The sequence below is a fragment of the Phenylobacterium koreense genome (assembly GCF_040545335.1).
Classification (GTDB): Bacteria; Pseudomonadota; Alphaproteobacteria; order Caulobacterales; family Caulobacteraceae; genus Phenylobacterium; species Phenylobacterium koreense.
The window spans coordinates 1,214,866-1,238,045 of sequence record NZ_JBEPLU010000001.1 but is presented as its reverse complement, the minus strand read 5'-3'; the positions used below and the strand labels follow the sequence as shown (position 1 = coordinate 1,238,045).

Here is a 23,180-nt window from a genome sequence, read left to right as displayed (position 1 = left end):
GTACCCGAGATAGGTCCATGAAGGTCAGAAGCTCGCTCAAGTCGCTCAAGACTCGCCACCGCGACTGCAAGCTGGTGCGTCGCAAGGGCGTCGTCTACGTCATCAACAAGACCGACCCGCGCTTCAAGGCCAAGCAAGGCTAAGATGTCTGGTCAGCGTGCGCTGGAACCGGCGCACGCTCTACGACAAGGTCTGAAGGAACCGGCCGAAATCGACCGGTTCTTTTTGCATGTCCGCGCCACGAATAGGCGGCCCGCGCTTCAGGCCCGCGGCCTCCTCTAGTCAGCCGTTCCGGACCAGCTCCAGGAACTCCTGGCGCGTGCGCGGGTCGTCGCGCACCACCCCCAGCAGGTGGCTCGTCGTCAGGCGCGAGCCGGGCGTGTTCACCCCGCGCATGGTCATGCAGCTGTGCTCGGAGACGATGACCACGCCCACCCCCTTGGGCTGCAGGATGTCCTGGATGGACTCGGCGATCTGCGCCGTCAGCTTCTCCTGGATCTGCAGCCGCCGGGCGAAACCGTGCACCACCCGCGCCAGCTTCGAGATTCCCACCACCCGGTTCGACGGCAGGTAGCCCACATGCGCTTTGCCCAGGAACGGCAGCATGTGGTGCTCGCAGAAGCTCACCACCCGGATGTCGCGCAGCACCACCAGCTCGTCATAGCCGCCCACCTCCTCGAAGGTGCGCTCCAGGTATTCGCGCGGGTCGCTCTCATAGCCCGAGAACAGCTCCTTATAGGCCCTCGCCACCCGCGCCGGGGTGTCCAGCAGGCCCTCGCGGTCGGGGTCGTCGCCGGCCCATTCGATCAGGGTCCGCACCGCCGCCTCGGCGTCTTCCTGGGTCGGCGGTCTTTTGGGTTCGGTCATGTGGGCGTCTCCGCGTCGTCCGTCTGAACGGCCGATCATGGCGAAGGTTCAGCGCGGCGGATGACAGCGGGCGGCCGTCCCGCTAGTTTCCGCCGCCTCCCTACAAACTCGAGCCTTACGAGACGCGTAACCCATGTCCGACGACAACGCCCACGGCGACATCCTGAACCAGGCCGCCCAGGGCCAGCTCAAGAGCATCATCGAGCGCATCGAACGCCTGGAGCAGGAAAAGTCGGAGATCGCCGAGCAGATCAAGGAAGTCTTCGCCGAGGCCAAGGGCAACGGCTTCGACGTCAAGGTGCTGCGCAAGGTGGTCCGCATCCGCAAGCAGGACCGCGCCAAGCGGCTTGAGGAAGAAGCCATCCTCGACCTCTATCTCTCGGCGATCGGAGAGATTTGAAGCGGGCCCCGCCCGATCGAAAGGCGCAGGCCAAGCGGGCCGCGCTGAACGCACTGAAGCGCGTCCGCCGCCAGGCGGAGCGCGCCGAGGTGAAGCTGTCCGACTGGGAAGGCGAGTTCCTCGGCTCGGTCGAGGACCGCGTAAAGACCTACGGCCGCGCCTTCGGCGACCCGGAAAAGGGCGGTGCGGGCGAGGCGCTCTCGGTCCTGCAGGCCGTGAAGCTCAGGGAGATCGCCGCCAAGGCCAAGGGCGAGAAAAAGCCCTTCAAACGGCGTCCCAAGTCTTACTCGGAAGATTAGACACAACGTGTCGCCCCGGTTTGCGAAGCACGGCCGGGGCCCAGATGCGCGCCGGTGCATGTGGATCCCCGACACGCTCAAGCGGCCGAGGACGACGATCGCAGAAGGATTGAGTCGGACCTTCTGCCGACAGCTCCCCCAACGGGGGCGCGTCTAGCTCGGAACCGGTGGCGGACGAGCCCCTCAGGCCGCCGCCGTGTCGCCCTCGCCGCCGGCGCCCTTCACCACGTCTTCCAGGCCCTGCTCGCGGACCTTGCGGTAGAGGGTCGAGCGGCCGATGCCCAGGCGCCGGGCGACCTCGCTCATGTGGCCGGCATAGATCTCGATCGCCAGGGCGATAAGGTCGCGCTCGATCTCCTCGAGGGTCCGCAGATGGCCTCGGGCGTCCAGGATCCGCACCGGCGGGTCGTGCGGCATCTCGGCGACCAGTTGTTCGGCGGTCGGCAGGGTCTGGGGCCGCTGACTGGCCACCGACTCGACCTCGGGCGGCGGGGCCGCGACGCCGGAAATGGCCGGGAAGTCGTAGGCCTGCAGATAGGGCGCGTCGGCCAGCACGATGGCGCGATAGACCGCGTTCTCCAGTTGGCGGACGTTGCCGGGCCAGTCGTAGCCGGTCAGCAGGGCCAGGGTCTCGGCCGAGGCCCCGACGACGCTCTTGCCTTCCTCGACGTTGAACCGGCGGATGAAGTGGTCGACCAGGGCCGGCACGTCCTCGCGGCGGTCGCGCAGGGCCGGGGCCTCGATCGGAAAGACGTTCAGGCGATAGAACAGGTCCTCGCGGAAGCGGCCTTCGTTGACCGCCTGGGCCAGGTCGCGGTTGGTGGCCGAGACGATGCGCACGTCCACCTTCACCGAACGCTTGGAGCCGATCGGGTCGATCTCGCTCTCCTGCAGCGCCCGCAGCAGCTTGACCTGCATGTCCAGCGGCAATTCGCCCACCTCATCGAGGAACAGGGTGCCGCCGTTGGCCTCCTGGAACTTGCCCAGGTGCTTGTCCGTCGCGCCGGTGAAGCTGCCCTTCTCGTGGCCGAACAGGATGGATTCCACCAGGTTCTCGGGCAGGGCGCCGCAGTTCACCGCGACGAACGGTTTGCCCGCCCGCTCGGAGGAGCCGTGAACCGCCCGGGCGATGACTTCCTTGCCGACGCCGCTCTCGCCGGTCACCAGGATCGGGATCGAGGACTTGGCCGCCCGCTCGCCCATGCGCTTGACCATGGTCATGGCCGGCGAATTGCCCACCATGTCCGAGAAGCTGGTGCGCCCGCTGGCGTGCTTCTTCAGGCGGTCCACCTCGCCCTTCAGCGCGCCCATCGAAAGCGCGTTGCGGATCGAGACGATGATCCGTTCCGGGCTCGCCGGCTTGACGAAGAAATCGCTGGCGCCGGCCTGCATGGCCTGGACCACGGTGTCGATCCCCCCTGTCGCGGTCAGCATGATCACCGGCTGGGCGAAATTGCGCGCGCGCAGTTCCTTCAGGGTGTCCTGGCCGCTGATGCCGGGCATCACCAGGTCCAGCAGGATCACGTCGGCGGACGCTCCCGACTGCAGGTGCTTGATGGCGGCGTCGCCGTTCTCGGCATGGGCGACGGCGAAGCCCTCGCGCTCCAGCACGGCCTGAATCAGCCGCCGTTGCGTCGGATCGTCGTCCACCACCAGAACTGTCTTGGTCATTTCAAACACCCACCTGGAACGCGGCTCGTCTTCGCCGAACGGCCGACGAGGCTCTCGTTGATCCGGTTTGATACAGCCTCTGGGTAAAGGCAGGGTTTCGGACTCCTGAGTCAGGGGTTAACGAGCGTCACCATACGAAACCGCATGGCAGGGGGTTCGGCCCTGGCGGTTGCGGCCGCCGCGCCCCGGTCCGACCATGGCCCTCAACCCAGGATAAGGACCGGTCATGTTCGTTGGACACTACGCCGCTTCCCTCGCCGCCAAGGCGGTCGTCCCGCGCGCGCCCTTGTGGAGCTACGTGATCGCGGCCCAGGCCGTGGACATCGGCTGGAGCGCCCTGGTTATCGCTGGAGTAGAAAAGGTCCGCATCGATCCGACCCTGCCCGGCAGCACCCTCGACCTCTATCACATGCCCTTTACACACAGCCTGCCGGCCGCGGTCCTGTGGGCGTTGACTGGCCTCGTTCTTGCTAGAGCGGCTAAATTCCCCTGGGGCGCGAGTATCGCCATCGCCCTGACGGTCTTCTCCCACTGGCTGCTGGATCTGGTCGTCCATCGCCCCGACCTGGCGCTCTGGCCGGGCGGGCCCAAGGTCGGGCTGGGCCTCTGGAACTACCCGGTCCCGGAGCAGGCGGTCGAGATCGGGCTCTTGGGCCTCGCCGCCTCGGCCTGGGCGTGGACGCGCGGGCGTGACGGGCGATCCCTCTCGCCGGTGCTGGTCTTCACCGGCCTGCTGGTAGCCGTGCAGGTCGTCTCCATGCTGATGCCGGGGGAGGGGGAGCCCGCCGGTTTCGCCGTCTCGGCGCTGGCCGCCTATCTGGTCCTCGCCCTTGCGGCCTGGGCGCTCGACCGTCCCCGCAAGCTGACCTGACGGCACGCTTGCCGGCCCGCGCCAACCGCGCATAGTTCCACCCAATGGCCCCGCTCAGCGGGCCAATGGGAGGCGCATCGGTGAAGAGCTTGAGGCAGGCGGCGGCGCTCGCTGCGACCATGGTCCTTGCGGCCTGCGGCCAGGACGGACTCAAAGGGAGCGCCGATGTCGACGGCGCCCGCATCATCGCCGCGGCCACCGACGGCGAATGGCTCTCCTACGGCCGGACCTATGACGAGCAGCGCCACAGCCCGCTCGACAAGATCAACGTCTCCAACGTCGGCAAGCTGGGCCTGGCCTGGATGTACGAGTTCGACACCGACCGCGGGCAGGAAGCGACCCCCGTGGTGGTCGACGGCGTGCTCTACACAACCACCGCCTGGTCGAAGGTCTACGCCTTCGACGCGAGGACCGGCGCGCTGAAGTGGTCGTTCGATCCGAAGGTCGAGGGCAAGAAGGGCTTCGACGCCTGCTGTGACGTGGTCAACCGCGGCGTCGCCGTCTGGAAGGGGCGGGTCTATGTGGGAACCCTCGACGGCCGGCTGATCGCCCTCGATGCGGCGACGGGAACGCCAGCCTGGTCGGTCCAGACCACCGACACCTCGCGACCCTATACGATCACCGGCGCGCCGCGGGTCATCAAGGACAAGGTCCTGATCGGCAACGGCGGCGGCGAGTACGGCGTCCGCGGCTATCTCTCGGCCTATGACGCGGCCGACGGCAAGCTGGCCTGGCGCTTCTACACCACGCCCAATCCCGACGGCCGGCCCGACAACGCCGCTTCCGACAAGGTCATGAAGGAAAAGGCTGCGGCCACCTGGTTCGGCGACGGCTGGAAGGCGACCGGCGGCGGCGGCACCGTCTGGGACGCCATGGCCTACGACCCCGAGCTCGACATCCTCTATGTCGGGGTCGGCAACGGCACGCCCTGGAACCATGTGAAGCGCTCGGAAGGCAAGGGCGACAACCTCTTCCTGTCCTCGATCCTGGCGCTGAAGCCCGAGACCGGCGAGTACGTCTGGCACTACCAGACCACCCCTGGCGAAAGCTGGGACTACACCGCCACCCAGCACATCATCCTGGCTGACATGAATGTGGGCGGATCGGCGCGAAAGGTGCTGATGCAGGCGCCCAAGAACGGCTTCTTCTACGTCCTCGACCGCGCCACCGGCGAGCTGATCTCGGCCAAGCCCTACGTGCCGATCACCTGGGCCTCGGGCGTCGATCCAAAGACCGGCCGACCGATGGAAAACCCCGGCGTGCGCTACGAAAACGCCGCCTCCGTGCAGATCCCGGCCCCCTTCGGCGCGCACAACTGGCACCCCATGGCCTTCAATCCGAAGGAGGGCCTCGTCTACATCCCGGCCCAGGTCGTGCCCTTCGCCTACACCCCGGACAAGGGCTACACCTATCGCCCCGGCGCCTGGAACGTCGGCACGGACTTCCTCGCCAACGCCCTGCCCAGCGACAAGGCCCAGCTCGCCGCCGTCAAGGCCATGGTGAAGGGCGAACTGATCGCCTGGGACCCGGTGGCCCAGAAGGCCCGCTTCACCATCCAGCACCCCTATTTCTGGAACGCGGGCGTGCTCTCGACCGGCGGCGGGCTGATCTTCCAGGGCGCGGCCGAGGGCCAGTTCGCCGCCTACGACGCGGCCAACGGCAAGAAGCTCTGGTCCTACAAGACCGACAACGGCGTCATCGCCGCCCCCATGACCTATGAGTTGGACGGCGAGCAGTACGTCGCCCAGATGGTCGGCTATGGCGGGGCCGGCGCGCTCTCGGCGCCGATGATGCTGCCTGACCGCCCGCGCCTGCCGGGCAGGCTGATGGTCTTCAAGCTGGGCGGCACGGCTGTCGCCCCCGCCTATCAACATCCCGAGCGCGTCGATATCGACCTGAGCGGCGTGACTTCCACGGGCGACGCCAGGCACGGCTTCGCGCTCTTCCACCAGAACTGCCAAGTCTGCCACGGCCCCAACGCCACCGGAACCTATCTGCCCGACCTGCGCCGCTCGCAGATGCTGCTGTCGGCCGACAGCTGGAAGTCGGTCCTGATCGACGGCGCCCTGGCCGACCGTGGCATGGCCAGCTTCAGCCGCTTCATCGACCCCAAGGGCGCCGAGGACCTGCGCGCCTATGTTCTCTCCGAAGCCAGGGGAGGCGCCCCCGCGATCTAGGATGACGAAGAGGGGAGCGCGCTGGCGACCCCGCACGCGAAGGTCTATCTCTGGCTCCATGAACGCTCCCGCCAAACTCGACGCCCTGCCCGAATGGAACCTCGCCGACCTCTATGCAGGTCGCGAGGACCCGAAGATCGAGACCGATCTGGCCGCCGCCAAGGCCGCCAATGACGAACTGGTCAAGCTGAAGGGCCGGTTCATCGCCCTGCGCGGCGACCCGCAGCATCTGGGCGAGGTCCTAGACCATGGGATCAATCTCTACGAGACCGCCACCAACGGCCTCTGGGGCGTCGGCGCCTATGCCGCGCTCGCCGCCTCCGTCGCCCGGGACGACGCAGCCTGGGCCAAGTTCGAGGCCGACCTGCGCGCCCGGGCCTCCCAGGTCGCCGCCGAGAGCCTGTTCTTCACCCTGGAGCTCAACCAGCTCGAGGACAGCGAGATCGAGCAGGCCTTCAAGGCCCATCCGCCCGCCGCCCGCTGGCGTCCCTGGATTCGTCGCGTGCGCCTGTCGCGGCCGCACGAACTGAGCCCGGACCTGGAGCGCATGCTCATCGACCGCGGCCCGGCCGTGGCCAACTGGACCCGCCTGTTCGACGAGACCCTGGCCCGCCTGGTCGCCAAGGTCGGCCGTGAGAGCCTGACCCTGCCCGAAGCCCTGAACCGGCTCTCCGACCCCGACGCCGCGCGCCGCAAGCAGGCCGCCCAGGGCCTGGCCAAGGCGCTGGAGGAACGCACCCCGATCCTCGCCCATTCGATGAACACCCTGGCCTTCGAGAAGCAGGTCGAGGACCGCTGGCGCAAATATCCCGACCCGGCCGCCTCCCGTCACATCGCCAACGAGGTGGACGCCGACGCCGTCGAGGCGCTGGAGGCCGCGGTGGTCGAGGCCTATCCCTCGGTCAGCCACCGCTACTACGCCCTGAAGGCCAAGGTCATGGGCCGCAAGACCCTCGACTACTGGGACCGCAACGCCCCGCTCGACACCGCCCAGCCGCGCACCTACGGCTGGGACGAGGCCAAGGGCATGGTGCTGGAAAGCTTCTCGGACCTGGCGCCCAAGTTCGCCGAGACCGCCAAGACCTTCTTCACCCACCCCTGGATCGACGCGCGCCCGCGCGCCGGCAAGCAGTCGGGCGCCTATTCGCACCCGGTCACCGCCAACCGGCATCCCTATGTGTTCATGAACTATATGGGCGAGCGCCGGGATGTCCTGACCCTGGCCCACGAACTCGGCCACGCCGTGCATCAGACCCTGTGCTCGCCGCTCGGCACTCTGCTGGCGGACACGCCCCTGACCCTGGCCGAGACCGCCTCGATCTTCGGCGAGGGCCTGGTGTTCGAACGCCTACTGGCCGGAGCCTCCAAGCAGGAGCGCCTGGGCCTGCTGGCCGGCAAGATCGAGGACGGCCTCAACACCGTCGTGCGCCAGATCGCCTTCCACCGCTTCGAGACCCGCTTCCATGCCGCCCGGCAGCAAGGGGAGCTGGCGCCCGAGGACATCAGCGCCCTCTGGCTGGACGTGATGGCTGAAAGCCTCGGCCCGGCGGTGAAGCTGAACCCCGGCTACGAGCACTACTGGGCCTATGTCAGCCACTTCGTACACGCGCCGTTCTATGTCTACGCCTACGCCTTCGGAGACCTCCTGGTGCGCGGCCTGATGGAGACGCGCCGCGAGGATCCAGTCGCCTTCGCGCCGCTCTACGAGGATCTGCTCGCCGCTGGTGGAACCCGCACCTATGTCGAGGCGCTCAAGCCTTTCGGCCTCAACCCGCGGGAAAAGGCCTTCTGGGCGGCCGGCATGTCGCAACTGGAACGCCTCGTCGACGAGTTCGACGACCTGGTGTGAGGAGGAGAGAGCCATGGCCAGCGCTGTCTCGGATCTTTGGCCACGGCTCGACTACGCGAAGGACCACGGGACCTTCGAGACCCTGCACCTGATGACCCAGGTGGTCGGCAAGGCGCGCACCGCCTGCGCGCCTTGGATCAACCACGGCTGGCAGGTGGCGCTCTATGTCTCCCCGCGCGGGTTCACCACCTCGTCGGTGCCGCATGGTCGCGACGTCTTCGATCTGGAGTTCGACTTCATCGACCAGGTCCTGCGCTGCCGGGCCAGCAACGGCTTTGCGGGGACCATCCCCCTCGGCGGCCAGACCATCGCCGGCTTCTATGACGGCGTGAGCGGCCTGCTGGCGGACGCCGGCCTGCCGGTCCGGATCGACGGCCGGCCCAACGAGATCGAGGGCGCCATCCTCTTCCGATCCGATGTGGCGGACCGGCCCTACGATCCCGACGCCGCCTTCCATCTCTGGCGCGCCCTCATCCAGATCGCCCAGGTGTTCGAGTCGTTCCGCACCGGCTTCCTCGGTAAGATCAGTCCCGTCCATCTCTTCTGGGGCAGCTTCGATCTGGCGGTCACCCGCTTTTCCGGCCGTCCCGCCCCGCTGCATCCCGGCGGGATCCCGAACCTGCCGGACGCCGTGGCCCGCGAGGCCTATTCGCACGAGGTCTCCAGCGCCGGCTTCTGGCCCGGGGGCGGCGCGATCGACTATCCGGCCTTCTATTCCTACGCCTATCCGGAACCGGAGGGCTTCCGCGGCCGCCTCGTCGAGCCGCCGGCCGCGTTCTTCCATGAGGGGCTGGGCGAGTTCGTCCTGTCCTACGAGGCGGTGCGCTCGGCGCCTGATCCCGCCGCGGCGCTGATGGCGTTCCTCTCCTCGACCTATGCGGCGGCGGCCGATGCGGGTCATTGGCCGCGCGCCGAGCTCGAATGCGATTTCGGCCGGCCGGGAGAACCCCGCGCGCTCCAACGCTAAGAAAGTAGAGCCCTTTCCAGCGGGCTCTAGGCCGCCTTGCTCAGGGCGCTGGCCAGCACGTGCTCGACGCCCCGCACGATCGGATCGGCGAAGCTCTTGCCCAGCAGGCTGGCATGGTTGGCGCCCGGCGCATGCTCCACATAGCCGAGCCTCGAGGCCTGGGCCGGCGCGACCTGCAGCGCTTTCATCCGCACGGCCTTGGCGCCATCGCCGGCCGTGACCACCGCGACCGGCAGGTCGGGATCGAACGGCTCGCGCGCCTGCCGGACAGTGCGCATCCAGTTCTGCACCTCGTCGGCCGACCACCGCGCGTGGACGGCCGAGCCGTAGACCCGGCGCTTCTCCTTCCGCGCCTCGCCCTCCAGCCCGATCAGGTCGCCGATCACCAGGGAGACCGGCCGCATGAAGCCGGCCCCGGATAAGGGCCCCACCAGCTTCATGGCGCTGCGATAGGCGTGGAATCCCAGCGCCGGCCCGCGGACGTCCATCATCTCCGGCGTCACGGCGTCCACCAGCACCAGCCCGAGCATCTGCTCGCGGTGGCGCGGCGCGAACACCCGCAGCATCAGCCCGGCCATCGAGTGACCCGCCGCCACCAACGGGCCGGTCTCCCCCAGTGCCGCCAGCAAAGCTTCGAGGTCGGCCGCGATCGCGCGGCCGTCGCGCGGCGAGGGCCCAGGATCGGAATAGCCCAACCCGGCCCGGTCATAGGCCAGGCTCCGCAGCCCCTTGGCCGCCAGCTTCTCCTGCACGATCGCCCAATCGGCCGCGCAGCCGAAGGAGCCCGCCTCCAGCAGGATCAGCGGCGCGCTCGAGGCCGGACCGGCCGCCACCGCGCGCAGGCGGCGTCCCCCGATGTCCACCAGCCGACCCCGGGACGGATGAAATCCGGCCGTCGTCATCTCAGAACCTTGAGCATCGAGCCAATCTAGACGAGGTTGCGCCCCGGTCGAGGCAGGAGTTCTTTGGGCGGATGGTGCGGTTGATCCTTGGCGTGATCGTGGGCTTGATCGTCGGCATGATCGTCATCTTCGCGGTCGAGGGGGTCGGTCACACGATCTTCCCGCCGCCGGCTGGCGTGAATTTGACCGACCCGGCCCAGATGGCCACCGTCATGTCGGTCATCCCGTTCCAGGCCAAGATTGCGATCCTGCTGGCCTGGCTGTTCGGCACGGTGGCCGGCGCCTCCAGCGCCAACCTGATCGCCGGGCGCCGCGCCTGGGCGGGCCGTATCGTGACCCTGCTGGTCCTGGCCCTGTCGATCTTCAACATGACGACCATCGTCCACCCGGTCTGGATGATGGTCGCGGCCGTGGCCGCCATCCTGGCGGCCGGGGTGCTGGCCGAGCGCGCCTTCGGCCGCCGGCGGCTCTAGACCTCGGCGAGCTTCCGGGTCGCCATCATCACGCGCTGCTGGTCGGCCGCGGCCAGAGGCAGAATCGGCCGCGGCGGTTGGGCGTCGGTCAGCCCCATGGCGTTGGCAACGGCATAGACGATCCGGTAGCCGGTCAGTTCGCGGAACAGGCCCCAGAGCGGCCCGAACGCCGCATTGATCCGGTCGACCTCCGAGACGTCGCCGGCTTGCGCCGCCCGCATCAGCTTCAGCGCCGGCTCCGGCAGCAGCCCGGCGATCACGCTGTACCAGCCGACCCCGCCGGCCAGCACCGCCCGGGCGGCGTTCCAGTCGCCGCTGTAGCCAAGGGCGAAGCCGCCCGGCAGCAAGGCGGCGAGCGCGGCGTGCCGCTCCGGGTTCTCGGCGACCGGCGCAGACGGGTTCTTCACCGCCACGATCTTCGGATGGGCCGCCAGCCTGGCGATCAAGACGTCGCTGAAGGTGAAATGGGTCGTGGTCGGGTTGTTGTAGATGCAGAGCGGCAGGTCGGTCGCCGAGGCCACCTCGACGAAGTGCTCATGGACCTCCTTCTCGCCCAGCGGCGTGTAGGACACCGGCGCCAGCAGCAGGGCGTCGGCCCCGGCCGCCGCGGCGTCCTGCGCCAGGGCGATCGCCTCGTCGGTGCGCATCGCCGCGACCCCGACCATCAGCGGCGCCGCTCCGGCCAGGGCCTGCGCCGCGACCTCCACCGCCCGCCGACGTTCCTGGCGCGGGAGGTACATGTAGGAGCCGGTGCTGCCGAGCAGGCCGACCGAGTCCACGCCGGCCCCGCCAAGGCGGCCGACGAGGCGCGCCAGGTCGCCTTCCAGCACGCGCCCCTGCGCGTCGGCGGGGGTGATGGGAAAGGCCGACAGTCCGTGGAACAGCAAGGCGAGCTCCCGTGTGCGAGGCGAGGGAAGCTCAGCTTGTAGCACCGAGCGCCTAGTTTGCGGCGACTTCCGATGGCGCGGATTTCGCTGCGGCGCAGGCCTCGTCGCAGCGGGCCACCTGCAGGGTCGCCATGACGCGGCCTTCCTTGGTCGTCTTCACCTCGCCGTCGTTCGCCTTCTTGGCCGCCATCGCCCGCGTCTTGCTGGCGGGAATCTTCGAGCCATGGACCACGCGGACCTTGTGCGAATAATAGCTCGCCGCCCGCAGCGGCAGATCGGCCAGGGTGTCGAACTCCCGGCCGATGAAGGCGGTCGGGTTGAGCGGCTTGTCGTCGCGGCGCAGCTCGAAGTGCAGGTGCGGGCCGGTCGAGACGCCGGTCGATCCGATCCTGCCCAAGGTTACGCCGGCCTTGATGGGCGCTCCGGCCTGGGCCGCCGGATCGATGCGGCCGAGATGGGCATAGAGGCTGGTGAGGCCGTGGGCGTGGCGGATCTCCACGAACCGGCCATAGGACGAACTGGTCCCCGCGCGGGTGATCATGCCATCTTCCACCGCCACCACCCTGGCCCCCGACGGGGCGGCGATGTCGACGCCCTCATGCAGTCGCCCATGGTTCTCCCAGGGCATTCGCCGCAGGCCGAAAGGGGAATTCACGCCGTGGCCGGGCACGGGCTCGGCGAAGTCGAAGGCAGGTTCGGGTTCGAGTGGTGCGGCGACCGCCGGAGCAGGGGCGGCGACGGGCGCCGGCGCAACCGCGTGGTCGGCCAGCCTGGGCGAGATCACGGCGGTCCCGTAGGCTGCGCCGGCGAGGCTCAGGGTCAGCCCGAAGGCCACCAGCCCCTCGGCCCAGAAATGGCGCATGCCGCCATGCGCGGCCAAAGTCATCGGAATCAATTGAGCGACCCCGTCCAGCGAACTTACGACGATGCCCCCCGACCCGCGGCGAGCTTAATGGGCGGCCTTCGGGACGAAAAAAGGGCGCGCAGATGAACGCGCGCCCTTCGCTGATTTCGGGATTTGGCCGCGGCCTCAGAGCGCCTTGAGGATGCCCTCGACCATCTTCTTGGCGTCGCCGAACAGCATCATGGTGTTGTCGCGGAAGAACAGCTCGTTCTCGACCCCGGCATAGCCCGAGGACATGCCGCGCTTCACGAACAGCACCGTGCGCGCCTTTTCCACGTCCAGGATCGGCATGCCGAAGATCGGGCTTTGCGGATCGGTCTTGGCCGCCGGGTTGGTGACGTCGTTGGCGCCGATGACGAAAGCCACGTCCGCCGTCGAGAACTCGGAGTTGATGTCCTCCAGCTCGAACACCTCGTCATAGGGCACGTTGGCCTCGGCCAGCAGCACGTTCATGTGCCCGGGCATCCGGCCGGCCACCGGGTGGATGGCGTACTTCACCTCGACGCCTTCCTCCTTCAGCGTATCGGCCATTTCGCGCAGGGCGTGCTGGGCCTGGCTGACCGCCATGCCGTAGCCCGGCACGATGATCACCTTGCTGGCGTTCTTCATGATGAAGGCCGCATCGTCGGCCGAGCCCTGCTTGACCGGCCGGGTCTCGACCTTGCCGCCGCCGCCCGCCGCGGCGCTGTCGTCGGCGCCGAAGCCGCCCAGGATCACCGAAACGAACGACCGGTTCATCCCCTTGCACATGATGTAGGAGAGGATCGCGCCGGAGGAGCCCACCAGCGCCCCGGTGATGATCAGGGTGACGTTCTCCAGGGTGAAGCCCAGGGCCGCCGCCGCCCAGCCCGAATAGCTGTTGAGCATCGAGACCACGACCGGCATGTCCGCGCCGCCGATCGGGATGATCAGGGTCACGCCGATCAGCAGGGCCAGCGCGAAGATCGCCCAGAAGGCCCACAGCGCCTGGCCGCCGCTCATCACCAGCACCACGATCAGGGCGATGATGCCCAGGCCGATGACGATGTTCAGCAGGTGCCGCGCAGGCAGCAGTATCGGCGCGCCGGACATGTTGCCGTTGAGCTTGGCGAAGGCGATCACCGAGCCGGTGAAGGTGATGGCGCCGATAGCCAGGCCCAGCGACAGCTCGATCAGCGAGTTCAGGTGGATGTGCCCGTCGGCGGTTGCGATGCCATAGGCCTGCGGCGTGTGGATGGCGGCGACCGCCACCAGGCAGGCGGCCATGCCGACCAGGCTGTGGAAGGCGGCGACCAGTTGCGGCATCGAGGTCATGGCGACCTTGCGGGCGATCACCGCGCCCACGCCGCCGCCGATGGCCACGCCTCCGCCGATCAGCGCCAGGGTCAGGCCGTCCAGCTTGCCCTGGCCCCAGAGGGTCAGCAGCGCCGTGCCCACGGCGATGGCCATCCCGATCATGCCGTTGCGGTTGCCCGCCTGGCTGGTGGTCGGGGAGGAGAGGCCGCGCAGGGCCAGGATGAAGAGGACGCCGGAAACCAGATAGGCGACGGCGGCGAGATTGGCGTTCATTCCCCCGAACCCCGCTTACTTCTGCTTCTTCTTGTACATGGCCAGCATGCGCTGGGTGACGAGGAACCCGCCGAAGATGTTGACCGCCGCGAAGGCCGCGGCGACCGCGCCGGCGCCCTTGGAGATCAGCACGTTCTTGGTCAGCTCCCCGTCCGTCCCGCTCGCCGCTGCGGCCAGCAGGGCGCCGACGATGATCACCGAGGAGATGGCGTTGGTGACGGCCATCAGCGGCGTGTGCAGGGCCGGGGTCACGCTCCAGACCACGTAGTAGCCCACGAAGATCGCCAGGACGAAGATCGCCAGGCGGAAGACTGTAGGGTCGACGGCTTCCATGGTTCTTCAGCTTTCTCGTATGGGCTTTGCACAGAAGGTGTCATCCCGGTTTCGGCGAAGCCGAAGGCCGGGACCCATGAACACCGGATGGCGGCGGAAGCGTCCTGGGCCGTCCTGCACGTTCAGGCGCATATGGGTCCCGGTCTTGCTGCGCAAACCGGGATGACACGCTCGTTTTGCTGCGTCGGTCGGCATCACGCCCCCAGCGACGGATGCACGACCGCCCCGCCCTTGGTGACCAGCGCGGCCTTGAGAATCTCGTCCTCGTAGTCCGGCGCGAACTTGCCTTCCTTGTCGAGGAACAGGCCCGCGAACGCGAAGAGGTTGCGGGCGTAGAGCGCCGAGGCGTCGGCGGCGATGCGGCCGGGCAGGTTGGCCTTGCCCAGGATCTTCACCCCGTTGGGGGTTTCCACGACCTCGTTCAGCCGGCCCCCCTCGACATTGCCGCCCTGCTCGATGGCCAGGTCCACCAGCACCGAACCCGGCCTCATGGACGCGACCTGGGTCGCGCTCACCAGCCGCGGCGCCGGCCGGCCGGGGATCAGGGCGGTGGTGATGACGATGTCCTGCTTGGCGATGTGGCTGGAGACCAGTTCGGCCTGCTTGGCCTGGTACTCGGCGCTCATCTCCTTGGCGTAGCCGCCGGCGGTCTGGGCGTTCTTGAACTCCTCGTCCTCGACCGCCAGGAACTTGGCGCCCAGGCTTTCCACCTGCTCCTTGGTCGCCGGACGCACGTCGGTGGCGGTGACCACCGCCCCCAGCCGCCGGGCCGTCGCGATCGCCTGCAGGCCGGCCACGCCGACGCCCATGACGAAGACCTTCGCCGCGGCCACCGTGCCGGCGGCGGTCATCATCATCGGCATGGCCTTGCCATAGGCCTCGGCCGCCTCGATCACGGCGCGATAGCCCGCAAGGTTGGCCTGAGAGGACAGCACGTCCATCACCTGCGCCCGGGTGATCCGCGGCACGAACTCCATGGCGAAGGCGGTCGCGCCCTTGGCGGCCAGCGCCTTCAGGGCGTCCTTCTCGACGTAAGGATTGAGGGTGGCGACCACGATGGCGCCGGCCTTCAGGGCCGCGATCTCCTGGTCGGTGGGCGCACGGACCTTGAAGAGGATGTCGGCCTTGCCGATCGCCTCGGCCGCGCTCGCCGCCAGGGTCGCGCCGGCGGCCTGGTAGTCGGCGTCGATGAAGTCGGCGGAGGTTCCGGCTGCGGCTTCGACCACCACCGAGAACCCGGCCCCGATCAGCTTCTTCACCGTCTCGGGCGTGGCGGCGACGCGCGTCTCACCCGAGCGCCGTTCCTTGGTGACGGCGATGGTCGTCATACGCCCGCTTCCCCCAACTCGAATTCGAACCTTGAGCTGACCATAAGAGCCGCCGCCGATCGTTGTCCAGCGAACGCCGACCCCGATTCAAACGAATGTTTGATGGGCGGCGTTCCTGGCGGCGCTGCGGGGGAGTCCAGGCCGCCAGAAAGAAAAAGGGCGGGGCCTCACGGCGCCCGCCCTTTCTCCGATTTCCGAAAGAGGGGCCCTTAGTGGGCCGCTTCGCCCTCGTGTTCGCGCAGGACGAACCAGCCGGCCACCGAGATCACGGCGCCCACGATCAGGCTGCCGAAGAAGCCGGTCGGCGTGCAGAACACCAGCACCAGGAAGACCAGCAGGGCGGCAAGGGCCAGCGAGCCCCACTTCGCCAGCATCACGAACAGGTGGTAGGTCGCGACCTGCTCTTGGATTTCCATGTCGCCGCGATGATAGTCGGAAGCCATGGTCCTGGCGTCTCTCTCTTCGAAGGATGTTATGGCCGGACTACACGAAGCTCCGGCTCGCCTCAAGCTTTCGTCTTGATCAGGCTGGCCAGACGCTCAGCAGCGAGCGCAGGGCCGCCACCAGCGCCAGCGGCTGGTCGATCATCACGTGGTGGGCCGAATCCGGAATGGCGATCTTCCGCGTGTCGGCCGGCAGCGGGCTGTGCGCGTCGCCGCGGGTCATGACCACCGAGCGGTCGCCATAGATGTGCGCCAGCGGAACCTCGACCTTCGGCTTGCCGCCAGCGGTCATGGCCTCCATCACCGAGCGGTCCAGCTTGTTCCACATGTTCGGGTCGAACCGCCAGGTCCAGCCCTCGCCCACTCCGTCCTCCAGGGGCGCGCGCTTCAGCGAGCGGCGGGCGATGAAGTCGGCGATGAACAGGTTGCCCGCGACCTGCGGCGGCATCAGCCGGAAGCGCGCCAGTGCGGCTTCCAGGGTCGGATAGACCCGCTGGGCGCGATCGGCGGTCGGAATGTTGCGCACCCGCTGGCGCTGCTCCTCGGCCATCCGCTTGCCCTCGGGGGTGTCCGGGGGCGGGCCGCCGAATCCGACGTCCACCAGCACCGCCGCGCGCATCCGCTCCGGGTGCGCGGCCGCGGCGAAGAACACCTGCGAGCCGCCGAACGAGTGGCCCACATAGATCGGCTTGCCGCCCTCATAGAGGCCCGCGGCCCGGGCGCAGGCCTCGGCGTCCTCGGCGAAATCCTGGAAGGCGTAGGTCTGGCGCCACTCCGAAGCGCCCATGCCGGCCAGCGACATGGAGGCCACGCGGAAGTCCGCCGCCAGATAGGGCGCAATGAAGCTCCACCAGTCGGCGTGGGCCGAATTGCCGTGCACCAGCAGCAGGCCGGGCTTGCCCACCTCGCCCCAGGTCAGCAGCTCGAGCTTGCTGCCCATGGAGTCCACGAGGCTGCGCTCCGGCTCCTCGGCGATGGCGTCCAGGAACCATTGCGGGGCGTCGGGCTCGCGGCCGCGGAACGGCAGCAGCGGGGCCTGGACCTCCGGCGGCAGTTCGCCGGGCGCGGTGTGGACCGGGCGGTCGTCGTCGTAATAGCCGACCGGCGCGCCTTCCTTGATCGCGGGATCCATAGCCATGTCCTAAGCGCCCCCCCGCGCTTCCCGATAGCCCGGCTTGCGCGACATCGAGCGAATGCCCTTGTAGACGGCGGTGCCGGTCAGCAGCGTGCGGTCACCGCACCAGATGCGCCCGCGCACGGTGAACAGGTCGTCCTGCTCGCCGATGATCTCGCTGGTCCCCTCGACCCAGTCGCCCATGTGGGCGCCGGACAGGAAGTCGGTCATCAGCCGGACCGTGACCCAGCCGACCTCGCGCTTGTTGGAGACCACCCGCCCCCAGGCCATGTCGGCGAAGCTCATCAGCATGCCGCCATGGCAGTTGTTCATGCCGTTGGCGTGGTGCTCCTCGACGCGGAAGGCCATCACCTCGTCCTGGGTGACGGGATCGCGCTTGGAGTAGAACGGCCCGACCGTACGGCCGAACCCCCGCTGCCAGAGATTGATAACGAAGCCGTCGGGAATGACGGCGGCCTGAACTTCTGTGAGGTCATCGGACATGGCGTCATGCAGATGAACGGGCGTTTGAAGAATGGCAAGCGCGGATCGCCAGTTCCCTATCGGCGGGACCACCCGTTAAGGTGGCGGCGCATAGCTGTTCAGGGAGAATTTGCATGCGCATCGTCGTGAGCCTGGCCTTGGCCGCCCTGCTGGCCGCCGCCTGTTCGAAGAAGGAAGACGCCGCCGCCCCCGCCGCCGAGACGGCCCGGGCTCCGGCGGCGCCCGCGACCACCGCCGCGGCCGACATCGAAGGTCCCAAGCCCGGCAAGTGGCGCATGACCACCGAGCTGGCCGCCGCGCCCCAGCCGCTGGTGGTCGAGACCTGCCTCGCCAAGACCAGCTTCAAGGAGATGCAGACCGCCCAACAGCAGTCCGACGTCACCTGCTCCGAACAGACCTTCCGCCGCGAAGGCGCCGACTTCGTCGCCCACGCCGCCTGCAGCTATCCGGGCGGCATGAAGGCCACCATCGACAGCCGCTTCACCGGCGACTTCAACACCCGCTACGTGATGGAAAGCCGCACCGTCATGGACCCGGCCCCGACCCCGGCCATGAAGGAAACCACCATCCGCGTCACCGCCGAGCGGCTGGGAGATTGCTGACCACCTCGTCGTCATCCTAGGCCTTGTGCCTAGGACCTCTCTTTCGGCTCCTGCTGCCGTCGAGACCGAGCGCCAACGCGTCCGCCTCAATGCCAGCGGCCCAAGGGATCCTAGGCGCAAGGCCTAGGATGACGAGCTGGAGGCGGGCGCCGCGGACGAAGACGACAAAATCCGTCCCCCCTTCCCGCCGATGCGGTTTCCGTCCTATCGTTTATCGGGATCAGGCGCCGGGGGACCACTTATGAGATTGCTAGAGACGGCGCTCGCCGTCGCAGCGGCGGCAGCCTTGAGCGGCTGCGCCACCGCCGCCGCGCCTTCGCACAGCGCTCAAGGCGGCAAGGCCCTGCCTAAGGGGCTCGATTCGTCCCGCAACGCCGAGGCCTTCGCCTCGACCTACCGGTCGCTGCCCAGCCGCCCGACCGCCCTGGTCGGCGCCACCATCTTCACCGGGACCGGAGAGCGGATCGAGAACGGGACCGTGCTGATTCGCGACGGCCGTATCGAGGCGGTCGGCGCCGCCGTCGTTCCCCCGGCCGCCTATGACCTCGTCGACGCCAAGGGCAAGTTCGTCACCCCCGGCCTCATCGACGCCCACTCGCACCTGGGCGTCTATCCCTCGCCCTCGGTCGACGCCCATTCGGACGGCAACGAGCTCACCGATCCCAACACCGCCGGCGTCTGGGCCGAGCATTCGGTCTGGCCGCAGGACCCCGGCTTCAACCGCGCCCGCGCCGGCGGCGTGACCACCATCATGGTGCTGCCCGGCTCCGGCAACCTGATCGGCGGCCGTTCGGTGACCCTGCGCAACATCCCGGCCCGCACCGTCCAGGACATGAAGTTCCCCGGCGCGCCCTACGGCCTGAAGATGGCCTGCGGCGAGAACCCCAAGCGCGTCTACGGCAGCCGCAACCGCGCGCCCTCCACCCGCATGGGCAACGTCGCCGGCTATCGCTCCGCCTGGATCAACGCCGCCGACTACGCCCGCAAGTGGGACGTATATCGCGACAAGCAGGACAAGGGCGAAAAGGCCGATCCCCCCAAGCGCGACCTGCAGCTCGAGACCCTGGCCGCCGTCCTCGATGGCGAGATCCTGGTCGAGAACCACTGCTACCGGGCCGACGAGATGGCCCAGATGATCGGGATCTCCCACGAGTTCGGCTACAAGATCACCGCCTTCCACCACGCGCTGGAGGCCTACAAGATCGCCGACATCCTGGCCAAGGAGGACATCTGCGTCGCCACCTGGGCCAACTGGTGGGGCAACAAGCTGGAGGCCTGGGACGCGGTCGAGGCCAACGCCCCGCTGATCCACGCCGCCGGCGGCTGCGCGATCATCAAGTCCGACGACCCCGACGTCATCCAGCGCCTGAACCAGGAGGCGGCCGAGGCCCTCGCGGCCGGCCGCGCCGGCGGTCTCGACATCTCCGAGGCGGACGCCATCAAGTGGATCACCCTCAACCCCGCCAAGGCCATCGGCGTGCAGAAGGAGACCGGCAGCCTCGAGGTCGGCAAGCGCGCCGACGTGGTCGTCTGGGACAAGAACCCTTTCTCGATCTACGCCCAGGCCGAGCGGGTCTATTTGGACGGCGGCATCGCCTACGACCGCCGCGACCCGCGCTACCAGCCCAAGTCGGACTTCGAACTCGGCCAGGGAGCGTATCGCTGATGCGCAAGCTTGCAGTCAGTCTCGCGGCGCTCGCCGCCGCCATCGCCGCTCCGGCCTTCGCCCAGACCGTGGCGATCACCAATGCCCGCATCCTCACCGCCGGACCGGCGGGCGAGATCGCCCAGGGAACTGTCGTCGTTCGCGACGGGAAGATCGTCTCGGTGGGCGCGGGCGCAGCTCCAGCCGGCGCCCAGGTGATCGACGCCAAGGGTGGAGTGGTCACCCCCGGCTTCGTCGCGCCCAACGCCTTGCTCGGCGCGGTCGAGGTCCATGCCGTCGGCAACGACCTCACCGTGGTAAATCCCGACATCGGCGCGGCGTTCGATGTCCAGTACGGCCTTGATCCAGCCTCCACCCTGATCCCGGTGGCCCGCATGGGCGGCATCACCCGCGCCATCGTCACTCCGATCTCGGCCGGCGGCGGCGGGGCCAGCTTCCATGCCGACGACGGCGAGGAGGTGTTCACGGCCGGCGGAACCGGCGGGACCGAAGCCGCGGCCCTGTTCGCCGGCCAGGCCGCCGTCATCCACCTGGGCGAGGGGCCCGACCCGCTGGTCAAGCCCAAGGTCGGCATGGTCGTGCCCTTCGGCGATGGCGGGGCCAGCGTCGCCGGCGGCGCGCGCGGGGCCCAGATCGTGGCGCTGAAGGCCGCCTTCCGCGACGTGCGCGACTACATGCGCAACAAGGCCGCCTATGAGCGCGCCGGGGTCCGCGACCTGGCTCTCTCCAAGGCCGACCTCGACGCCCTGATCCCGGTGGTCGAGGGCCGCATGCCGATCATCGCCCGGGTCCACAAGGCCTCCGACATCCGCGCGGTCCTGAAGCTGGCCCGCGAGGAAAAGGTGAAGCTGATCCTTTCCGGCGCCGAGGAAGGCTGGATGGTCGCCCAGGAGATCGCCGCCGCCGGCGTCCCGGTCATCCTCGACCCGCTCAGCGACCGGCCCGAGACCTTCCAGGTCCTGGGCGCGACCATGGAGAACGCCGGCAAGCTCGCCGCCGCCGGGGTGACCGTGGCGCTCGAAGGGACCGGCGGCGCCCACCGCATCCGCGAGCTGCGCTACAACGCCGGCAACGCCGTGGCCAACGGCATGCCCTACCAGGCGGCCCTGGCCGCGGTGACCATCAACCCCGCCAGGATCTTCGGCGTCGCCGACCAGGTCGGGTCGCTGGAGCCGGGCAAGGACGCCGACCTCGTGGTCTGGACCGGCGATCCCTTCGAACCGCTCTCCCAGCCGACCGCGGTCCTGATCCGCGGCCAGGCCCAGCCCCTGACCTCGCGCCAGATCGAGCTGCGCGACCGCTACAAGGACCTCTCCGGGCCCTATCCGGTCGCCTATCCGCGCTAGTCGCTCCGCCTGGGCGTCGGCCTCGCCGGCGCTCAGCTCTGCCGCTGCCGCTCGGCCTGGATGAAGTCGATGAACGCCCGCAGCGGCGCAGGCGTATGGCGGCGGCTGGGATAGTAGAGGGACGGGCCGGGGAAGCTCGGCAGCCAGTCCTCCAGCAGGCTCACCAGCCGCCCCTCCGCGATGTCCTCGCGCACATAGCCGTCGAAAGCCGCCCAGAACCCAACGCCGTCCAGCGCCGCCCGCCGTTGCAGCGCGATGTCGGTGGAGACAAGGCGCGGCGGAGGGTCGATCCGAACGATCTCGCCGGCTTTCTCGAACTCCCATGGGAACATGATCCCGCTGCTGAACCGCTGGCGGATCGCGGGCGCGCCGGCCAGGTCGCGCGGGTGCTGCGGTCGTCCGTGGGTCGCGATCAGTTGCGGCGCGGCCACCAGCGCATAGGTCTGCGTCCCCCCGAAGGGGACGGCGATCATGTCTTGCTCCAGATGCTCCTCCCAGCGGACGCCCGCATCGAACCCTCCGGCGACGATGTCGATGCGGCTGGACTCGCTGACGATCTCCAGCCGCACGCGCGGATGGCGCTCGAGGAAGCGCGCCACCAACGGGGCCAGCACCAGGTCGATCGCCGGCAGCGGCGCATTGATGCGCAGCAGGCCCGCCGGCTCGTCGCCCGTGGCATGCACGCCCTCCACCGCCGCGCCGATCTCGCCCAGCGCCGGCAGCAGGCGTTCCAGCAACCTCTGCCCGGCCTCCGTCGGCAGCACGCTGCGGGTCGTGCGGTTCAGCAGGCGCGCGCCAAGCTGGCCCTCCAGGTCGCGGACCGCCTGGCTCAGGGTGGAGGCCGACACGCCGCGCAGACGCGCGGCGCGGCGGAAGCTGCGTTCCTGGGCGACGGCGGCAAAGGCTTCCAGATCGGCCAGGTTCAGATTTCGCATTGTGCGGATTTCCGGACGGCCTGTGGGTGAATGGGCGGATTATCCAATGAATGGGCCAGCCCTAGATTGGCGTCAACAGAAGGAGCACCCGCCATGATCACTCGCCAGCTTGGCCGCACCGGCCCCGTTTCTTCCGCCCTCGGCCTTGGCTGCATGGGCATGTCCGACCTCTATGGCCCCGCTGACCGCGAGGCCGCCCAGGCGACCTTCGCCGTCGCCCGCGAGGCCGGGATCACTCTCCTCGACACCGGCGACTTCTACGGCATGGGCCACAACGAGCTGCTGGTGGGCGAGGCCCTGCGCCAGGTCCCGCGCGACCAGGCGATCGTCAGCGTCAAGTTCGGCGCCCAGCGCGGCCCCGACGGCGCTTGGCTCGGCTTCGACGCTCGGCCGGTCGCCGTGAAGACCGCCCTGGCCTACAGCCTCAAGCGCCTCGGCACGGACTATGTCGACATCTACCGCCCGGCTCGCCTGGACCCCAACGTCCCCATCGAGGACACGGTCGGCGCCATCGCCGAGATGGTGCAGGCAGGCTACGTCCGGCACATCGGCCTATCCGAGGTCGGCTCGGAGACCCTGCGGCGCGCCGCCGCTGTCCATCCGATCAGCGACCTGCAGATCGAATACTCCCTGATCTCGCGGGGCATCGAAGATGGCGTCTTGCAGACCTGCCGCGAGCTGGGGATCGGGATCACCGCCTACGGCGTGCTCTCCCGCGGCCTGATCAGCGGCCATTGGTCGGGCGGCAAGGATGCGGCCACCGACTTCCGCCTCCACAGCCCGCGCTTCCAGGGTCAGGCCCTGGAGCACAATCTGGGCCTCGTCGAGAAGCTCAAGGCCTTCGCCGCCGCGCGCGGCGCGACCCCGGCCCAACTGGCCATCGCCTGGGTCGCCGCCCAGGGGCAGGACATCGTTCCGCTGATCGGCGCCCGCCGCCCCGACCGGCTGACCGAGGCGCTCGGCGCCCTGGACCTCACCCTGACGCCCGCCGACCTGGCCGAACTCGAAACGATCGTCCCCAAGGGCGCCGCGGCCGGCGAGCGTTACAATCCCGAGCAGATGGCCATGCTCGACAGCGAACGCCGCTGATCTCT

24 protein-coding genes are annotated in these 23,180 nt (G+C 68.9%); 12 read left to right on the top strand and 12 right to left on the bottom strand.

Features of this window, described 5'->3' with window-relative positions; genetic code table 11:
* The first annotated feature begins 17 nt into the window (after positions 1-17).
* On the top strand, positions 18-143 hold the full coding sequence (gene ykgO, locus ABID41_RS06140) for a type B 50S ribosomal protein L36 (protein WP_056023006.1): 126 nt from the start codon (positions 18-20) through the stop codon (positions 141-143).
* Between the two features lie 139 nt (positions 144-282).
* Here the strand turns inward: ykgO and folE are convergent, their stop codons facing one another.
* A complete protein-coding gene (gene folE, locus ABID41_RS06135; protein ID WP_331931506.1) occupies positions 283-867 on the bottom strand; it encodes a GTP cyclohydrolase I FolE in 585 nt (194 codons plus the stop codon).
* Between the two features lie 133 nt (positions 868-1,000).
* Here folE and gapR point away from each other — a divergent pair, with 133 nt between their 5' ends.
* Positions 1,001-1,267 (top strand): nucleoid-associated protein GapR, encoded by a 267-nt coding sequence (gapR, locus tag ABID41_RS06130; protein ID WP_331931505.1) that lies wholly within the window; start codon positions 1,001-1,003, stop codon positions 1,265-1,267.
* Complete coding sequence (locus tag ABID41_RS06125) at positions 1,264-1,566, top strand: hypothetical protein (protein WP_331931504.1); 303 nt, start codon at positions 1,264-1,266, stop codon at positions 1,564-1,566. The genes gapR and ABID41_RS06125 overlap by 4 nt, the downstream gene beginning before the upstream one ends.
* 183 nt (positions 1,567-1,749) lie before the next feature.
* Here ABID41_RS06125 and ABID41_RS06120 read toward each other — a convergent pair whose 3' ends face one another.
* Positions 1,750-3,237: a sigma-54-dependent transcriptional regulator gene (locus ABID41_RS06120; RefSeq protein ID WP_331931503.1), complete on the bottom strand. Its 1,488-nt coding sequence runs from the start codon at positions 3,235-3,237 to the stop codon at positions 1,750-1,752.
* Between the two features lie 226 nt (positions 3,238-3,463).
* Between ABID41_RS06120 and ABID41_RS06115 the strand changes: the two genes are divergently transcribed.
* From ABID41_RS06115 to ABID41_RS06100, 4 genes are all read left to right on the top strand, one after another.
* Positions 3,464-4,108 carry a metal-dependent hydrolase gene (locus ABID41_RS06115; RefSeq protein ID WP_331931502.1) on the top strand — a complete coding sequence of 215 codons (645 nt, stop codon included), beginning with the start codon at positions 3,464-3,466 and terminating at the stop codon, positions 4,106-4,108.
* Between the two features lie 80 nt (positions 4,109-4,188).
* On the top strand, positions 4,189-6,285 hold the full coding sequence (locus tag ABID41_RS06110; RefSeq protein ID WP_331931501.1) for a PQQ-dependent dehydrogenase, methanol/ethanol family: 2,097 nt from the start codon (positions 4,189-4,191) through the stop codon (positions 6,283-6,285).
* Positions 6,286-6,343: 58 nt separating this feature from the next.
* Positions 6,344-8,134: a M3 family oligoendopeptidase gene (locus tag ABID41_RS06105; RefSeq protein ID WP_354297301.1), complete on the top strand. Its 1,791-nt coding sequence runs from the start codon at positions 6,344-6,346 to the stop codon at positions 8,132-8,134.
* Between the two features lie 13 nt (positions 8,135-8,147).
* Positions 8,148-9,101 carry a DUF5996 family protein gene (locus tag ABID41_RS06100; protein WP_331931499.1) on the top strand — a complete coding sequence of 318 codons (954 nt, stop codon included), beginning with the start codon at positions 8,148-8,150 and terminating at the stop codon, positions 9,099-9,101.
* 26 nt (positions 9,102-9,127) lie between these two features.
* Here the strand turns inward: ABID41_RS06100 and ABID41_RS06095 are convergent, their stop codons facing one another.
* Positions 9,128-10,003, bottom strand: a complete 876-nt coding sequence (locus tag ABID41_RS06095; RefSeq protein WP_331931498.1) for an alpha/beta fold hydrolase — start codon at positions 10,001-10,003, stop codon at positions 9,128-9,130.
* A 71-nt stretch (positions 10,004-10,074) separates the two neighbouring features.
* Between ABID41_RS06095 and ABID41_RS06090 the strand changes: the two genes are divergently transcribed.
* A complete protein-coding gene (locus ABID41_RS06090; RefSeq protein WP_331931497.1) occupies positions 10,075-10,476 on the top strand; it encodes a hypothetical protein in 402 nt (133 codons plus the stop codon).
* On the opposite strand, the gene ABID41_RS06085 is transcribed toward ABID41_RS06090, so the two are convergent.
* The 8 genes from ABID41_RS06085 to ABID41_RS06050 form a co-directional block, all read right to left on the bottom strand.
* Positions 10,473-11,363: a dihydrodipicolinate synthase family protein gene (locus ABID41_RS06085; protein WP_354297300.1), complete on the bottom strand. Its 891-nt coding sequence runs from the start codon at positions 11,361-11,363 to the stop codon at positions 10,473-10,475. The genes ABID41_RS06090 and ABID41_RS06085 overlap by 4 nt on opposite strands.
* 52 nt (positions 11,364-11,415) lie before the next feature.
* Complete coding sequence (locus tag ABID41_RS06080) at positions 11,416-12,249, bottom strand: M23 family metallopeptidase (protein ID WP_331932608.1); 834 nt, start codon at positions 12,247-12,249, stop codon at positions 11,416-11,418.
* 144 nt (positions 12,250-12,393) lie between these two features.
* A complete protein-coding gene (locus ABID41_RS06075) occupies positions 12,394-13,815 on the bottom strand; it encodes an NAD(P)(+) transhydrogenase (Re/Si-specific) subunit beta (protein ID WP_331932609.1) in 1,422 nt (473 codons plus the stop codon).
* Positions 13,816-13,830: 15 nt separating this feature from the next.
* A complete protein-coding gene (locus ABID41_RS06070; protein WP_331932610.1) occupies positions 13,831-14,148 on the bottom strand; it encodes a proton-translocating transhydrogenase family protein in 318 nt (105 codons plus the stop codon).
* 194 nt (positions 14,149-14,342) lie between these two features.
* Complete coding sequence (locus ABID41_RS06065; protein ID WP_331932611.1) at positions 14,343-15,476, bottom strand: Re/Si-specific NAD(P)(+) transhydrogenase subunit alpha; 1,134 nt, start codon at positions 15,474-15,476, stop codon at positions 14,343-14,345.
* 209 nt (positions 15,477-15,685) lie between these two features.
* Positions 15,686-15,919, bottom strand: a complete 234-nt coding sequence (locus ABID41_RS06060; protein ID WP_331932612.1) for an aa3-type cytochrome c oxidase subunit IV — start codon at positions 15,917-15,919, stop codon at positions 15,686-15,688.
* A gap of 79 nt (positions 15,920-15,998) precedes the next feature.
* Complete coding sequence (locus ABID41_RS06055; protein ID WP_331932613.1) at positions 15,999-17,057, bottom strand: alpha/beta fold hydrolase; 1,059 nt, start codon at positions 17,055-17,057, stop codon at positions 15,999-16,001.
* A gap of 3 nt (positions 17,058-17,060) precedes the next feature.
* Entirely contained in the window at positions 17,061-17,537 is a 477-nt protein-coding gene (locus tag ABID41_RS06050; protein ID WP_331932614.1) for a PaaI family thioesterase, read from the bottom strand.
* Between the two features lie 113 nt (positions 17,538-17,650).
* On the opposite strand from ABID41_RS06050, the gene ABID41_RS06045 reads away from it, so the two are divergent.
* The 3 genes from ABID41_RS06045 (at position 17,651) to ABID41_RS06035 (ending at position 21,151) form a co-directional block, all read left to right on the top strand.
* Positions 17,651-18,139 carry a DUF3617 domain-containing protein gene (locus ABID41_RS06045; RefSeq protein ID WP_354297299.1) on the top strand — a complete coding sequence of 163 codons (489 nt, stop codon included), beginning with the start codon at positions 17,651-17,653 and terminating at the stop codon, positions 18,137-18,139.
* Between the two features lie 241 nt (positions 18,140-18,380).
* Positions 18,381-19,805, top strand: coding sequence for an amidohydrolase (locus ABID41_RS06040; protein WP_331932385.1), 1,425 nt, complete (start codon positions 18,381-18,383; stop codon positions 19,803-19,805).
* Complete coding sequence (locus tag ABID41_RS06035) at positions 19,805-21,151, top strand: amidohydrolase family protein (RefSeq protein ID WP_354297298.1); 1,347 nt, start codon at positions 19,805-19,807, stop codon at positions 21,149-21,151. The genes ABID41_RS06040 and ABID41_RS06035 overlap by 1 nt, the downstream gene beginning before the upstream one ends.
* A 32-nt stretch (positions 21,152-21,183) precedes the next feature.
* Here ABID41_RS06035 and ABID41_RS06030 read toward each other — a convergent pair whose 3' ends face one another.
* The gene (locus ABID41_RS06030) at positions 21,184-22,086 is read right to left on the bottom strand and encodes a LysR family transcriptional regulator (protein ID WP_354297297.1); all 903 of its coding nucleotides are present in this window, start codon (positions 22,084-22,086) and stop codon (positions 21,184-21,186) included.
* Positions 22,087-22,179: 93 nt separating this feature from the next.
* Here ABID41_RS06030 and ABID41_RS06025 point away from each other — a divergent pair, with 93 nt between their 5' ends.
* Positions 22,180-23,175 (top strand): aldo/keto reductase, encoded by a 996-nt coding sequence (locus tag ABID41_RS06025; RefSeq protein WP_331932597.1) that lies wholly within the window; start codon positions 22,180-22,182, stop codon positions 23,173-23,175.
* Positions 23,176-23,180 lie beyond the last annotated feature (5 nt).